Below are 15,979 nucleotides of genomic sequence, written 5' to 3' on the forward strand. Positions count from 1 at the left end.
GGCTTGATTTGAGCATTGGATTATTTTGATGGATGGTTGCCCGCCTGCGCGGGCATGACTGGTTTTTTGTCATGCACAGAGAGTGTTTTTGCGAAAAATGCCCATCATTTCTTATCTTAACTGGAAAAATAAATCAGCAGGCCACATTAAATCCTGGATGACATCTTTGTCTAATCCAGGCTACGGCTGAGACAGGCTTTTAACGTCTATGCGGAGGCAAAGCTTTGCTGTTTGGATCGCGAGAATACGTTTCCAGAATATCTCTAATCAGTTCACTGATAACACTTTCTTTTCCTTCTTCCTCTATTAACACACCCTCGGATTTCAAGCTCTCAAGCCTTGATGCTATTTCTTTAGTGACAGTGCCGCCAGGAAATAAACTTGCCAAAAAACGTCTGGCTTCTTTGGGGCCTATGGTTCGATACAACTGGTTACGCACAACCGCATCTTCAGCAGTTGTACTGAATGCCCACAGTTCAATAGGGCCCAATGTCAAAGTCAAAAGCTGCACGTTAACACCACTTTTAGTTGCAAATTGGGCAAGGAAAGTAGCGCCTCCTTCTCTTGGGCCATGTACGCGGGTACGCAGAGCTGTTTTTGCCGTATCAGATAATCCAAAAATTTTAGTTGTTTTTTCAATGGCCTGTGAAGGGCCTGCGTCCATGATATAAATTGAGGTTGCAAATTCAATCATAACCGGATCAAAGTCATCTACTGATTGCGAAAGCAGAGAAATCTGGACTTTCCATTTTCGACCTTCACGCATATCAATGATGACTTGATCGCGAACGGCAGAAGATTTTGCAGTACGGTGAAACTCGTCATACACAATGCGTTTCGGATCTTCACGAATCTCTGAGATTCGCTCTTTGTGATAATTCTGGTACTGCTCAGGAACATTGTTTAAGCTTTCTTCAGTGAGATAATAGTGGCGGGCAAGCACATAACGAGCGAGCATATACATGACTGACGTTTGCCTGTCTGCGGCATCTCCGCCGCTTTTTGCCACTTCATCCAAATCCAGTGAAACAATGCGCGCATCACCGATATCAAATGCAGTAACCCTGGATAATATAGGATACTCGCGCACAGCCCCTGATATCATCCGGGAAAATGCGCTGATGAGTGTTTCGCCCGTAGGTGCGGTCACTTTTCCATACAAGTCTTCTATTGAAGGAGTTCGGCAGATGGATGCAGCATCCGCCAGTAGCGGCATGGCATAGCGTTGAGCAAGCATGGCTTCGTGGACAAAACCTGCAGAATATAAAGCATCCGTCACTTCCCACCAGGTAGATTTGGAGTCGCGTACAAAGTTGATCTCTTCCAGTATGCTGTCAATAAGCTCTTCAACCCCGGGAGCATAGGGGGTAGGATTATATTCGTCAGAAAAACTTTTATAAAGCTCGTCCACCACCATCCCGTTTAAATCAGCCATGCCGTCATAAGTTTTAGTCGCGCCAAGGGGTGTGGTTAATAAAGTTAAAAAATTGACTAAAAAGGAGCGCTCTAATGCTGTGGGAAAACGACAACCGAGTTGAGTATCAAAAGGATTGATAGAATACTCGGGGGTCATGCGCAGGCGGTGATAGGCCACAAAATGCCGCCGATCTGCAGGCAAGGCTTCTTTTAATAATGAAATTAAACCGCTGCTTGATGGGCCGATATCAATGATTGCAATTCTTGGCAGCCTATTGATGCCTCCAGAGAGGCAAAGGGCTAAATTCTGAGCGTTGGAAAGCACTGACTTACCAGAGCCGGGGCGCGCATAGACCAGATCAATCCAGGTTGTTTGGGCACTTGAGCCAGGCTGAAACGGCCAAGGCTTGCCGTCAGGTGAACGGTATAACAAGGCGCCGGTTCTCCATGGGGATGCAGGACGTGTAATCGGCAGCATGGATACGACATCGGAAAGGGGTGCAACCGCTGGTACTGCAGCACTTTGCGTGGTTGCCGCAAGCACAGTTGATACAAATCCCGCAAAAGGATCGCCGCAAATTTCGGAAACGTCTGTTGATCCCCACCCTTCTATTGCCTTTACAAGCTCTGAACTTCTTCTACGCAATAGCGGCGTGTTGTTTTCCGGCGCCCAGGTTGTTGCTACCACGCGTAAACGGACAATTGCTTCATCCGTATTAATTTGCAAATATTTTAACAAATTCACTGAATCGCTAATCAAACGGTTTTGTGCCGATGAAAAACTCAAAATTGATGCCAGCATGCCTTTAAGTTTTATTGTTTCCAGGCCTTCGCTTTCAATAAAAAAAGCAATCCGCCAAGGCACATGCGTTGGTAAAATGCGGGAAAACAAAACCTGAAAGGCCCTTAAATCCTTGGGAAACAAATCGATATATACCGAAGAATAGATTTTATTGCCAACAAGAACGGTTCGGCGGTCAATTATTTCTGCGTCCCTGGGAATCACCTGTTTAGCCAGAGGCGGCCAAAGCAAATCAGATGGGTCTCCTTCAAAACTATTAATTTCCCGCACTGGAATCTTATCTCCGGGTAAACTTGCGCGCCAATCGTCAGCAGTAAAATCCGGATCGGCAGTCATGCGTATGGCATGCACAGCTTCATGCACATCCATTAATTTGGACATCACATTCAGTGATTCAAGATCATTTTGTATCGAACGTACATATGCGCTATGGGTATCGCGCAATTCAGGGATTGCAGCGTATATGGTCTGGGTATTTTTGAAAGGCGGCGCTTTTGTTTCCTGGATCATTTTCATTTTTGCCTTATTGGCCACTTTCAGCTGATCCTTCGGCAAGTTAAAAGGCCTTGTCATTAAGACAAAATACACATTTTCTTCAGAGCAGTATTGCGAAAGGAATTTGACGCGCTCATTGAATAGATCACTTAAATCCAAATCAAGCCGCTTGGCAGTTGCTTCTGCTGGAGCATAAATATCGCGAATCAGTTTCTGGATGTTTTGCTTATCATGGCTGAAATAAACCTGCAAGGCATGGCCTGGCCTGCCCATGGCCGCTTGGAAGCTGTTGGTTAATCCCTCTACCAATCTTAGATATTCTTCAGCGCCTGCAAGCGCTGTGATACCTTCAACTCTCAATATGGAAACCAATGTGCCATCGTGATTAACCAAAACAGTTGGGCTATCTGCCGTTTCTAATTCAATGTAAGACTCAGTAGTCTGCTTTAATGATGTGCTTAACCAGGCAAAAAAGGTATCGACGCTTTCAAAAAATGACTCTGCCCAATTACCCATTCCGAATTCCTCTTATTGTTGTTAGTCCATCATTTCGACTGTGAAAAGATCCAATTTTTAAATTTTATTTATGTTAACATTCAGGAATAGATTACGCTTTTATTTTTCTATTTCTTCCAGTGCACTGGCAGCCCAATGTTCTATTTGCTGGCGGAATTTGGCTCTGGAAGGCAACAAACGAACATTTTTAAGAATATTTGCCGATATTTCATCATCAATATGACCAGAATCAATGAGTAAATGACCAAAGATTGCCGGGTCACTGGTTCCTTCGCCAAATTTATTTTCGATTGCCTGGGAACGAAATTTGAAACTGCGGTAGATTGATTGCGCAGTATTTTTATACCCTGTGTCATTAGTAATGGCACAAAAAAGTACATGGCATAGGCTGTTGAGCTCAGCTTGTGATAATTCGGGAAGATAGATCAGCGTTCCACCACCATAGCCCCCTACGCCTACTGATTCAATAAAAAAACATTGAGCACAAAAACAACAGGATGTAGCCAAATTGCTTAGCTGATTATTATTGTAATTACCATCAAGATTAATGACTTCCTGGTAAAGTCGAGCTTGGAAGCCACAAAACTGACAGGTATATCGATCACGTTGAAATACTTTCTGTTCAAATGTCTTAAAACGAGGGTCAGCTTTTCTTGCAGAATATAAACGCCAAGAACCAGGGCTGGCAATTAGCCTTAATTCCTTGTGTCCAGATTTGCTGACCATCAACGATCTCTTTAAAAAAATTTATTAAACAAAAATCCAGAGAACAAAACTGTCCTCTGGATTTTGTATGGCTCTAAAAATCAAGATGATTTACCGGTAAATATTACTCCAGTAGGCCCAGCCACTTCACCGCCGCCAAATATAGTTCCGCCTGCAACACCAAGAACAGTTGGCAGGAACAACAATGCTGCGGCTATGAAAAGTAAGGCAATAGGGGTACCAATTGGAATCTGGGTTGGGTTATCTTTATGCTGCTTGAATTTCATAATGGCGCCAATGGAAAAACCAAGGCCTGCCAAATAGGAACCAGCAGTAATGAGTTTTGCCAAATTTGTGAAGGACTTGACAATCGTTGAAGCCATCCCACCCACTGTTTTTACTGCGGCTGCTGCATCTCCAGCCAGTAGAAACAGAACAATAAAAGCAAGGCAGGTTATGCTCCACCCTAGACTATTTTTGATGCCTGAACTATTCACGTTTATCTCCCCCATCTATAAAAAAATTTTAAGAAGTACCATAAAGCGTATTATTGATTATTTCCAATGTACCGACAATATTCATGGCAAGTATGCCGCCAAAAACATGCATCAATCCCTTCCCTGTCCCTCCTGGAGGCTGTCCTTGTGCTGCAGAGCGGGCAATTAAAACCCATCCTCTGATAAATGCGATTAAACCAATAACCTGGATAATTAAGGCCAGTGACCGGCCAACCATACTGTTGGGACCAAACAACGCATTCAAAGTACTGTTGCCGCTGCTAATGGGCGCGTATGCCAACACGCTGGTATAACCAAAAGTAGAATTTAATAAAATTTGAAATGCTGTTGGGAAATAAATAAATATCGCTGCAACAAGCATATAAGTCAACGGCTCTTTAATACTGGCATTTGACGACATCATCGTGCGCGCCTCGCCGTATACTTTAAGACTGTATAGAGCCTTAAAAGCAAAAGAAAGACCAATCAAATAAGCAGCTCCTGTCAGTAATTTTTCAACAGGCTCCAATGATTTTGCGATATTGTTTAAAATATCCGCTTGCTTTGTTACCCAATCTATAATATCAGCCATAAAACTGCCTCAACTGTCGTCTTGACTGAACCTTATTATCTGGCCTGAGCTGGTCGTTATTCTTCCTTGCAGCGGGTCAATCACCTTGACTGTTCCATATCCCGGGATTACAGTACCTTCTCTTACAGTAAGTGTAGTCCCATTTTGCGAAATTAACCAAGCTCTTCCTGGAATTACTGCTTGAATGTAATATTTTTTTACCGGTACAGGTTTTTTAATGACAACTGGAGTTTTTTTGGGTTTTGTTCTGATCATTAATCGCTCAATTTCTCGGCTCTGTTCTTCGAGCCTATCATTTAGCGCCATGAGGGCATTGTTTAATTTTGCTATTTGTGCCGTTAATTCATTCACATTAGAGCTGATGCCACCCAGTTGATTACCGACAGATAAGACTTCAGATCGTAAACTTTGTTGGCTAAGCTCGAGTGCAGACAATTTTTGCTCGACATTTGCTGGAATCGTTGGCTGTACGACAGGTGCCGGTACGACAGGAGTAACAGCCTTAACCTGCGGCGGTGGGGATGGTTGAGCAACTGTTGTCTTCTCAGGCAAAGCTTTCTGTGCAGGAATTTTTGGGGCAGCAAAAAAAGAGCCTAAAAATTTATAAATAATCATGGCAAGAATGACTAAAACCACCACTATCAACGCGTTACGTTTAATATTGGTTGAACTTTCAGCCGTTCTCCGCTGGCTGGCCTCATATCCCCTTTCTGCCTGATCGATTGTATCTGTACCAATCGCATCCAAATCGGAAAATTGATATTCTTCATTCAATTGATCATTATCAGCCATAGTTACCTGCCACAGTTTAAAGTGATGTCACATCTTGAGTGAACAAGATTCCCATCCCGGTTCCAGAACAAACTTCTACGGTTGTGGGTCGATTAAATTGCTGTTGAGCAACTTGAGCCCAACTTTTACCTAAAGTTGCCAAACCAATCACAGCATTTTCCAGTATTGAACGGCCAATCCCACTCTGCACAGTTGTGGTCTGAACACCGCCTGTACCTCCAATGGTTATCGTTGTGCCGGCTGACTGGAAGGCGTTACCGAATCCTTGCAGGAAAGTTGATGCAAACAAAGACCCGTAACGCATCAGATAATGATGGTTGGTTCTGCTCGATAAGGCAGTTCGTGCGGTATTGGGGTCAATGGCATAGGCGTTAATAGATGTCGTTTTGGCGGCTCCTGGTACAGACATGGTATTAAAACTAATCACCATCTTATCAGCGTTAGGGGGCAGTGTGAAACTGCCGATTAGCTTACTTCCTTTTAGTTTGCCGGAAACGATTGTTGCCAGTATAGGTCCAGGTTCATCACTGTTCACTGAGGTATCCAGTACTGCGAACAAGACATCGCCGGTTTTAATAATTGCTTCCTGAGCGGCTCCTCCACCATCGCCTGCTGCACCGCCGCTGCCGCCGGGCTGATACAGCTTGCCGCCCACCAATTGCGGACCAGCAGCCCCAGCTTCAGCTTCCTCTTTCGCAGACCCTTCAACATATACCTGCGTTGAAACTGTTTTCCATTCTTGCAAGGACTCGCTGGCAGCAGCCTGCATGACGCTGATGCGTTGTTGTAATTCTTGTTGATGCTCTTGCGCTGCCATTTGTTTTTGTTGGCGCTCTAAAATTTCCTGTAACTGTGCGGCATTATCCGCAGGTTGGGCGGCAGGGGCTGCGCCTGGTCCTGCAAAGCCAGGTGGCACAGCTACAGCGGATGGTCGAGGCGCTGCTGGCGGCCGCTCGGGAAGCCCTGCAACCACTGTCTCGTCCGGTGCAAAACCTGCATTTTTCAACTCTTCATCAGAATAACCCGCATTTTTAAGCTGATTGGCATTAAAACCTGCGTCTTTTAGTTCTTTGGCTGAAAATCCCGCGTTACGGAGCGCGCTGGCACTAAAACCCGCATCTTTTAATTCTTTTGCTGAAAATCCTGCAGCTTTAAGCTCAGAAACTGTAAAACCAGCATTTTTTAACTCAGAAGCGCTAAACCCTGCTTCTTTTAATTGTGCCGCAGTAAAGCCGGCATTTTTTAATTCCTGAGCACTAAATCCTGCTGCACGAAGTTCCTGGGCGCTAAATCCTGCTTGTTTGAGTTGCTCTGGCGTAAATCCGGCATCTCTAAGTTCTGCGGCTGTAAATCCAGCGCGTCTAAGTTCAGCAGCAGTATATCCTGCTTGCTTTAATGCCTCCGCACTGCATCCCAGCGTTTCTTTAATTGTCTCGGCAGATACGCCCATAGCCCTTGCCGCTCTTAGTGATTCGACGCTGCAATCTGCAGTTCGGCCCGCTGCTATCACGCCTTCCGGATTCAAGCCTGCCTGGTTCAATTGTTGCGGCGTAAACCCTGCTGCAAGCAACTCCTGGGGGGTAAAGCCAGCATCAGCCAATGACTTGGCGTCAAACCCTGCAGCCTTTAAAGCTGCAGCATCGCAACCGTTCAAATCACGGATCCTCTTTGCAGATACTCCCTGCTGATACAGTGTTCTTAACTTTGCCGGATCACAGCCTGCCGCCTTGATATCCGCTTCACTCATAGGGAATGCATTCTGAACCTCTTGTGGCGTGAAGCCCGCATTTCTTAATTGATTTGGAGTGAATCCAGCCTCGGCTAAGGATTTGGCATCAAACCCTGCTGCTTTTAAAGCTGCGGCATCACACCCATTCAATTCACGGATGCGTTTTGCAGTGACGCCTTGCTGGCGTAATGAATTTAATTTTTGTGGATCACAGCCCGCAGCACGCACTCCTTCATCGCTGACGGCTTGAGCATCCTGAATTTCACGCTCGGTAAAGCCGGCATTACGCAGTTCATCCGGGGTGAAACCGGCTTCGGCCAACGATTTAGCATCAAATCCTGCTGCTTTTAAGGTTGCGGCATCACACCCATTCAAATCCCTGATTCTCTTGGCTGATACCCCTTGTTGAAGCAAGGCTCCAAGTCTTTGAGGGTCACAGCCTGCGCTTCTTATCGCATCGTCGCCAACTCGATCCGCTGCACGAATTTCAGCAGGAGAAAACCCGGCATTTGCCAAGTCATTGTCAGTAAACCCAGCCGCCTTTAAGGCACTTGCGCTACATCCTGCCTGCTGGCGAATGATTTTTGCACTCACGCCTGCCAAGCGCTCCCTTCGCAGTGTTTCAGGATCACAACCCGCTTCTTTTACCTTTTGCAGAGTCACGCCGGGCGGCAAATTGGCTTCAGCCGCCTTGATTTCATCAGAGGTAAAACCTGCTTGGGCCAGTTCTTCAGGACTGTATCCGGCATTCAGGAGATCTCTGCCGCTAAATCCGCCGGCTCGAAGTTCTGCAGGAGTGAATCCTGCATTCTTGAGATCGGCAGCACTGAACCCGGCATTTCTAAGCTCCTCAGCAGTAAAACCCGCCGCTTTTAATTGTGCGGGGCTACAACCATTAATGCGCCGTATAGCTGCGGCAGATACCCCCGCAGTTCTTAATCTTCTTAAGGAAGCTGCATCGCAGCCGGCATTACGTACATCCTGCTCTGTAATTCCTTCCGGCAGCCCACCTGCCCTTGCTATTTCTTCTGGCGAATATCCTGCGCCTTTTAATTCCCCGTCCGTAAAGCCACCATCTTTCATTTCCTGTGCCGTAAAGCCTGCGGCATGCAGTTCACAGGCATTAAAGCCACAAAGGCGCAAGCGGCGCGCAGTGTAGCCGATATTTTTCAATTGCCTGGCATTAAAACCTGCAGCCTTCAATTCCTTACAAGAACAAACTTGCTGCAGCTCTGATAAACCATACCCGTTATCCTTAAGCTGGGCGCAGCTGCACTCTGTCTTTAAATCAGTTAAGGCCGCTCCTTGTGAAACGACCTTTTCTACTGCGGCCTTGCTGCAATTTTCCTCTTTTAAGGTTTGCAGCCATAAACTTTTTTGAGTTCCAGCAACATCTTCAAGCGCCAGTGTGGTAAAACCAACCGCACCCTTACCCTGCTGAGGCCCAATTGCCTGGACGCCCTTGCCAAAGGCCTGAGTACGTATAATGGTAGGAATGGCGCTGCCGCCTGTCTTGGCCGCTTCTTCAGCCTGTTGAATATTTCTCGTTTCTACGAGAGCTGCATATTCTGCTGTCGGGTCAGCTGAACCTGGAATAGAGGCAATACCGCCAGGCGCTTCAGCAATCCGGGCTTTTGTTACTACAGGAGCCGTAGAAGCTGTAAAGCGGATTGCTCCAATGATAACGGCAATAACCAGGACAACCCCGGTAAAAATAATAATTACCCTGGATCGGGTATTGGTGAATAATGCCTTGAGATTTTCTCTTCTTCCTGCCATTTATTATAACCCTTCTACCTTGAGTTGCATGACTTTACCGTGCCAGGATACCAGTAACACAGGAGATTTTTGCATTTCATAAGCATGCATCCCATCTGCACTGGTCATACTTGCAATCCAGCCTGGAGATAATATGGTCAGGTTGGTTCTGACATACATTTTCTCGTTTAGCAACCAGGCTCTCGCATCTCCCCCGCTTACGGTGAGCCGTTTACTGGCTGGCGGGGGGACACCATCCAAAACATTCAGCAACACATCATTCGCAGAAGGCGGTAAGCCTACTTCCATAGGCAAACTTTTAGCGTTTGGCCCAAACCCTTGAATACGCAAATCCACCCGATAATCAACTGCCTTTTGACCGGGTATTAAAGTTAGCATGACAGGCGTATTTAACCCCTGTAGCCGTACAGCAAGGTTGCCGTATGTATAGAGCTTAAGCGCCTGGATCATGAGCGTATTGCTGGTTTTATCCCACTGGATACTGAATGCGGATGGATTGCCCAAGTCATATGCACTGATTGGCCAGGGAGAACCCGTGGAGTCAAGGAAAACAAGCGAAGATACAAACCCTTGGGCCAAGCGTATAACTGGCGGCGTGGAACCTGGGGAAAGATTGACTATTTGCGAAGTAGCCGTAGGCTTTGGCGGAGTTCCAGCCGGAGAAGCTTCCGCATATTCTTTAGTCTGGTACATTTGCTTGAGTTTGATGATTTGCTCTGGGGATAAAGGAAATAATTGCCCAGTCACTTCTTCAAATGCCAATTCGTCGATCGTTTCTTTTTCTACAGCCGGCGGCACCATGGCTTCCGGAGGCTGCTGAGCAGGTTGTGCCGGAGGCCTCGTCTGTGCAGCAGTTGGCTGAGGTGGAGCCTGGGGAGGAAGGGGGCGAACCTGTGCTGGTGCGGCTTGGGCTGGCGCCGCGGCGGCTGGAGCCTGCTGGGTATCTCTTTCCGCTGCCAGACGCTGCTGCAACATCCTGAGTTGTTCCAAGGCTTGTTGAGCCGGATCAACCTGCTGGGCCACTGCAATTTTTGTAAAAAAAACAATCAAAAGAGTAACATAAAAAAATTTAAAGATGGAGAAACCAGCTTTTTGTAATAATTTTATCGCCCTGCTTATTGATTGTAATTTACTCATATCATTACTCCTCACCAGTTGCAGGGCCAACTACAAACTGAGCTATGCCTATGCCTCTTGGCGAGTTAAGTGTAGACACACGTGTTATTAACATGGTTACAACATTATTTTGCTGTGAAAACTCACTGGCACTTTGATATGTAACAAGAATTGGCATTTGCACACGCCAGGAATAACGATTGTTTAATATTCCTTTTTGTAAAATGATAGGCGCTCTTGTTGCGACCGCTGAAACAACCAGTTTTTTTGCCCTGACAGCATCAAGGTTGTTTGATTCCTCGAGCGCAGCTAGAAATTGCGACCAGCCTTCTGCGGTAAAAAATCCTGATGCAGCCTGCAGCTCGCTTCGGTAATTGACAAAATTATAAGTAAATGCCGCTATCGCAGCCTGATTTGCCCACTGCAAGACTGCAGAATCCGACTGGTTTGGTTCGTTCAGCGGGAAAAGAGGGGTAATCCGTCCATTGATACTGGTTGCAAAATACTTGGGCGCAGGCGGGTGAGTAACAATATAACCCAAAATGAACGCCAGCACTAAATTGGCAATCAATGAAACCAAAAGCACTAAAACGATTTTCCGTTGTCCATCACGATAAAATTTATTTCGCAATGTAACTGCTGTCAAAGCATCTTCAGCCATAATATCCTCTGTTATTGGGGTATGACTTTGTTGTCAGTTTCAGTTTCTACTTCATCTGGAAGCAAGGGCTCTGAAGTATAATTCGGTTGATCAAGCGGTGTAAGCTGCACTGGTGGAGTAACACCATTAGTCGCATAAAAATCCGGCTCAGGTCTTGAAAAATAAGTATAATAAATTAAAACACCCAAAATTAAATTTAAAAAAATTGAAATCACAAGAACACGGATAGAACTACGATAAGTCCGAACATAAAACCCTTTTGAATTTTTAATGATTTGCCAAGCTCTCCGGCTCATAGCAATATCCCGTCACGCAACTGCATTTCGAAAAGTGATTTCAATTCTCGCATTTGCTGAAGAATCCCCACCTTCCCTCAAACATAATATAGGTTTATCACTGCCATGCCCATGTGTAAAGATAAATCGGCTGTCTATATTTTGAGTGCGCAAATAGTTTCCAACAGCCCGGGCCCTGGCTAAAGTCAATGCCCGCTCACGCTGAGGAGATACACATTTGCTGCTATAGGCAGACACAGTGACGCTTATTTTTCGAAACTGCCGCAAATAACAGGCAACGTTGTTTAACAACCCATAAGAGTCCCATCTGAGCCGAGGAGATTGTGTAGCAAAAAGCCTATCAGCAGGTATACTGATTAAATAGTCCTGCCCCAGGGTAATCACACGTATGCCCTGCTTGTTGAATTGGTCCTGCATTTCCATAATAGCCTCATCATAAGCACCGGCTACTTTATAAGGCAATGCAGCCTTATCGTTTGCGGCAGGCAACGAGGCTGACCGACACCCTGAAAGCACGACAAATATCATCAGCATCATTATTTTTCTTATCAAGCTGATGCAGAATTCCTTCAATCTAGATCCCCAATCAGAAAGAGTCAGGCTATTCAGCAGATAGAGACAATATCTCTTATATCTGCTTCCATCGGAATATAATGAAATAAAAACATACTAATCATTGGCTTGCAAGCAGTATATCAAATTTTCATCATTCCTGACTGAAAAGAAATGAGTCAAAGCCTGGAGCCGGCAATAAGCCGCATAGTGTTATGACAATAAAATATCCTCATCCTAACCTCTATCAGGGAAATAGATCTTCATCATATTGGGACACCGAAAATGTTGGCAATGCAGGAGGATAAAGAAAGAAAACAGTTTAAAAAAGCGTGTAGCCAGCGCAAATAGCCTTGCTAATAACATGGATATCCAATAAAAGCATATGAATCGAATGCTGGAAACTTTATGGTTTGTTACAGATCAGCGTTTTTCTCTTTTGCCTTTTCCCGTTCTCGGCTTATCTTGTCTGACAAGCCCTCAACCAGCTGGGCTAACTCATCTGCACTAATCTCATCGCGCTCCTCTGGCGGATAGGTGGTTGCTGATTGAAAATCCCTGATTAACTCGTTGGCAATACTGCCCGCCAGTTTATCTTTTTCTCCGCTTAAGCGTTCTATTGCCATTAAATAATCGCGAGATTCATTAATAGCCAAAAGCGGTTCAGAAAACTTATCTTTATTCTCAACCAATAAGGGCGGTGCGTCCTCTGGATGGCGCAGAGACGTAAAAATGGTTATCGTGCCTTCTGGTTCTTCCACCAAAAGCTCTTCTACTTTTTCAGGCTCATTGTGGCTGTGAAATGCAAGCAGGGCAGCAACACCTCTTTCGATAGGATCTTTTGCGTCTGATTCCCTTAATACCTTTGTGATTAAAGTAATTTCTTCATTGGCATCAGGAGCAATTGTGATATCGCCACTTTTTAATACCTGCTGGAAGCCCGAGAGCTGATTTTGCAATTTTGCCAAATAATCATCCGGCGGTGATTCTACTTTTAAAAATTGATTTAATTTCAATTTCTTAACAGGTTTTGGATTGGCATAAAACATTCTTGCGCGAACAATTTTTGAACGGAAGAAAATGTGCGCTTCACCTTCCGTCTGCTCTTTTAAATCCAATAAATCAATGCGTGCCCTTTTCTCAAATGAAGAGCTTTTGGTATCCATATAGCTGCTGACCACAGCACTGTCCTTGCTTTGAAATGAGTCAACTTTTGTAACATAGGCTTCACCAGCTGTTTTGGTGAAAAAATCCCAAGTTTCGGTTGGATCTTCCAGTTTCATACAAATTTTAATGTTCGTATTTGCACCAATAGATGCGGCTTCTTCCTTGGAGGCTTTTTGAAACGCCGGTAAATCCTGGCCGGCGAAAATTGCTGAGAAACCAAGTGATCGCGCCTGCGCAGGTACAACAGCAAACCCTTGAACGGCGTAATAACCATATTCATCAAGCACGCAAATGTAGGGAGTCGGCGAATTGGTTGGCTTTCTTTCAATCACGTCCCGATAATCCCCTTCAACCTCTTCTCCAAGACCTGCGGCCATCATTGCTTTTAAAGATGAAACAATAATTTTGCCAAGGTTTGAAAGCTCATCGGGAGATTTTTCCAGTGCCGGCAAGAGCACGACCAAAATGCGGCGATTTAATACAACATCTTTAAAATCAACTTCAGCTAAATTGGTCCGGACAATATGGCCATAGGTATCAGCCAAAGATGAAAAAGCGCGCACCAGCTGCATGGTGATGAATCCATGCTGCTCAAACACTTGCGATACTTGCTTGCCTTTCTTTTCCTTGTTATAGCCCGGCAAGGTGCTGAGATAGTTTCTTAAAGGATCAGTGACGACTTTGGGGACTGATTCTATATTAATGCTTTCCTGATCATCGCGAGGGAATATTTTATCAATCACGATGGTTTCCAGACGCTGCAAATCAAAGTAGTTACGGATGGTATCTGCGTCCAGCAAGATAGCCCCTTCATCGCGCATATATACCAATAACCTCATTAAGGCTTCAACGAAAGCAATAGCCCTGCCCTTCCACATGTCGCCGTCTGAAGACTGGCTTGCCCCTCCCATCAGGCTTACGACAAGCTGGGTTAGCATGCTTGAAGAACCCTGGCAGAAAGGATTTAATGTATTTGATAAGCGTCTTTCCTGCGGCCCAATAATATCACGCGCGCCTGTCATGAAGTTAATAAGCAATAAATCATCTTCACGCCCCATGCTGCGTACCATGGAAAAAACTTTGGCATATAACGAGTTATCGCCTTTGCCATCCACATAAATAAATCCGCTTCCCTGAACCAGGGCATTAAAAGCGATGGACACCAAAGTTTCCGTTTTACCGCTACCGGTGGAACCAAAAATAAGCGCATGTGTACGCATATCGTCATTGGCAAACCACAGTTCCTCATTGGTTTTGCGATCGTTGCCAAAAAAAGCGATACCCCGTGCCATATTAGGCGTTTTTATGCCCGGTTTTAAATCGTTATAATCTTTAACACCTGCAATTTTTGGCAGGCGAAAAGGCAAGGTTTGTTTTCGGGTGAACGCATAAAGGAAAGATATCGTACCGATTATGAGCGTAAATAATCCAATTTCTGATACATAGTAGGCAATCGCTGCCAAAGAAACCAAAACGATAGATACATTGGTGGGATCAGAAAAGAAATCCCGCATACGCTGGCCAATCGTTCGCGTATCCCTTAAAAGCTGGGTCGGATCGATTTCATGACGTGAATCTATACCTCGCATCATGGTTGTAACTCCTGAAGCTCCTGCGAAGATAACTTCACTTCTTTAACCGCTATCTCCAAAGCTTTAATCGCCTCATCTATCATCGGCACCAGTGAACGCCGCCCCATGGCTATTTCTGCTTTCCAGTGGGCAAAAGGGCCTGCAACCTCCGCAAAGGGCGTTTGTCGGCCAACACAATTCAGCATGTACCATAAACGCCGGTCAACCGGCTTTAACCATAAAAATTCGGCACTGGGTACAACGCCGTCATCCCGAGCTGCCTGCAATAATGAAGCCAAAACAGTCAATTGATAAGCATGTCTTGCAATGATGTTTTGCACATTCGCCTCGTTTTGGTATTTCTTAAGAGTTGCCGTGGCTATGTTATAATCAGGTTTTCCCTGTGCATAGCTTTTGTCGATCGATTCCAATATCATGGTGGCGGCATTGCGGTCTCGGTTTAAACGAGCAATAAATACAGCAGCCAAGGCACGGGCATGCGGCGGGCAGCGCTCAAACCCATCCCAATAAGGTCCTAATTGCAAGGTAAATACTCGCTTGGCATCTCCTCGGCGGATGGAAGCAGTCATCTCCATGCCCGGCAAGGGCTTCTCAAGGAGAGAGTCATTTTTTTTCAACAGTTGATATTTGCGGGCGAATTCCATAGGTGTTAGCGCCATTGCCCAGGGGCCTTGATTGATATCCTGAGAAACCAAATCTTCCTTAACCACGGGCATAATGGCCGGCCAGTTGTATTGCTCCTGAGCACGCAGGCTTTTCATATCATAGGTTTTGCGGAATTTTAATGTGATGTTTGATTTATATAGTATCACCGCAAAAACAATTAAGACCCCAACAAAGGGATAACGCATATAATTGCCTACAATGCGAGTGTGCTCAATTAATTGATTCCAGGTTACGCTTGCTGGATCAATTGTTTGCATTAAATAAATTTCTTGATTGAGCTGCGTACCGCCTGTAAAAAAACTAACGAGTTTGGCTTGCAGAATATTTAGATAAAAAATGAAACTTACAACATAGGCATGGGCAACATACCATATCACATAAGCGGTTAACAAAAGCAGGATTGTAATCCAAACCGGTGCCAGTGAATTATCGCCTGAATGTTGCTGTGCTTGTTGAGCCATTGGAAAATAATTGGTAAAGATAATCTAAATTAAAGTATATACTTATTATAGACTGTTTTTCTATTTTGACCGACAAAAGTCAGCGAGGCTAACTGATTCAAGAATAAAATTCAGTTGTTGCAGATAGAACATCAAGCCGGCCGTC

Annotated in this window: 12 protein-coding genes; all 12 read right to left on the reverse strand. The window is 45.1% G+C overall.

All coding sequences use genetic code 11. From position 1 onward, the window contains the following. Positions 1 to 199 precede the first annotated feature (199 nt). The 12 genes from Llon_RS05970 to icmP all read right to left on the reverse strand — a co-directional run bounded on the left by Llon_RS05970 (position 200) and on the right by icmP (position 15,834). Positions 200 to 3,229 (reverse strand): type IV secretion protein IcmB, encoded by a 3,030-nt coding sequence (locus tag Llon_RS05970; RefSeq protein ID WP_058529163.1) that lies wholly within the window; start codon positions 3,227 to 3,229, stop codon positions 200 to 202. Positions 3,230 to 3,328: 99 nt separating this feature from the next. After that, a complete protein-coding gene (gene icmJ, locus Llon_RS05975) occupies positions 3,329 to 3,955 on the reverse strand; it encodes a type IVB secretion system protein IcmJDotN (protein ID WP_115336879.1) in 627 nt (208 codons plus the stop codon). A gap of 80 nt (positions 3,956 to 4,035) precedes the next feature. After that, the gene (locus Llon_RS05980) at positions 4,036 to 4,446 is read right to left on the reverse strand and encodes a hypothetical protein (RefSeq protein ID WP_058529165.1); all 411 of its coding nucleotides are present in this window, start codon (positions 4,444 to 4,446) and stop codon (positions 4,036 to 4,038) included. A gap of 13 nt (positions 4,447 to 4,459) precedes the next feature. Then, positions 4,460 to 5,023, reverse strand: a complete 564-nt coding sequence (locus Llon_RS05985) for a hypothetical protein (protein WP_058529166.1) — start codon at positions 5,021 to 5,023, stop codon at positions 4,460 to 4,462. Between the two features lie 9 nt (positions 5,024 to 5,032). Continuing rightward, positions 5,033 to 5,815, reverse strand: coding sequence for a type IVB secretion system protein IcmG/DotF (gene icmG / locus Llon_RS05990; protein ID WP_058529167.1), 783 nt, complete (start codon positions 5,813 to 5,815; stop codon positions 5,033 to 5,035). A gap of 16 nt (positions 5,816 to 5,831) precedes the next feature. After that, positions 5,832 to 9,323 carry a type IVB secretion system protein DotG/IcmE gene (gene dotG, locus Llon_RS05995; RefSeq protein WP_058529168.1) on the reverse strand — a complete coding sequence of 1,164 codons (3,492 nt, stop codon included), beginning with the start codon at positions 9,321 to 9,323 and terminating at the stop codon, positions 5,832 to 5,834. Between the two features lie 3 nt (positions 9,324 to 9,326). Beyond that, positions 9,327 to 10,460 (reverse strand): DotH/IcmK family type IV secretion protein, encoded by a 1,134-nt coding sequence (locus Llon_RS06000; protein WP_058529169.1) that lies wholly within the window; start codon positions 10,458 to 10,460, stop codon positions 9,327 to 9,329. Positions 10,461 to 10,464: 4 nt separating this feature from the next. Next, a complete protein-coding gene (locus Llon_RS06005; RefSeq protein WP_058529170.1) occupies positions 10,465 to 11,100 on the reverse strand; it encodes a type IVB secretion system apparatus protein IcmL/DotI in 636 nt (211 codons plus the stop codon). 11 nt (positions 11,101 to 11,111) lie between these two features. Continuing rightward, positions 11,112 to 11,396 (reverse strand): type IVB secretion system protein IcmM/DotJ, encoded by a 285-nt coding sequence (gene icmM / locus Llon_RS06010; RefSeq protein WP_058529171.1) that lies wholly within the window; start codon positions 11,394 to 11,396, stop codon positions 11,112 to 11,114. Between the two features lie 12 nt (positions 11,397 to 11,408). Then, positions 11,409 to 11,933: a type IVB secretion system protein IcmN/DotK gene (gene icmN / locus Llon_RS06015; RefSeq protein ID WP_115336880.1), complete on the reverse strand. Its 525-nt coding sequence runs from the start codon at positions 11,931 to 11,933 to the stop codon at positions 11,409 to 11,411. Between the two features lie 431 nt (positions 11,934 to 12,364). Beyond that, entirely contained in the window at positions 12,365 to 14,707 is a 2,343-nt protein-coding gene (locus Llon_RS06020) for a TraM recognition domain-containing protein (RefSeq protein ID WP_058529173.1), read from the reverse strand. Beyond that, the gene (icmP, locus tag Llon_RS06025; RefSeq protein WP_058529174.1) at positions 14,704 to 15,834 is read right to left on the reverse strand and encodes a type IVB secretion system coupling complex protein DotM/IcmP; all 1,131 of its coding nucleotides are present in this window, start codon (positions 15,832 to 15,834) and stop codon (positions 14,704 to 14,706) included. The genes Llon_RS06020 and icmP overlap by 4 nt, the downstream gene beginning before the upstream one ends. Between the last annotated feature and the right edge of the window lie 145 nt (positions 15,835 to 15,979).

It is taken from the genome of Legionella londiniensis (assembly GCF_001467825.1).
Classification (GTDB): domain Bacteria; phylum Pseudomonadota; class Gammaproteobacteria; order Legionellales; family Legionellaceae; genus Legionella_A; species Legionella_A londiniensis.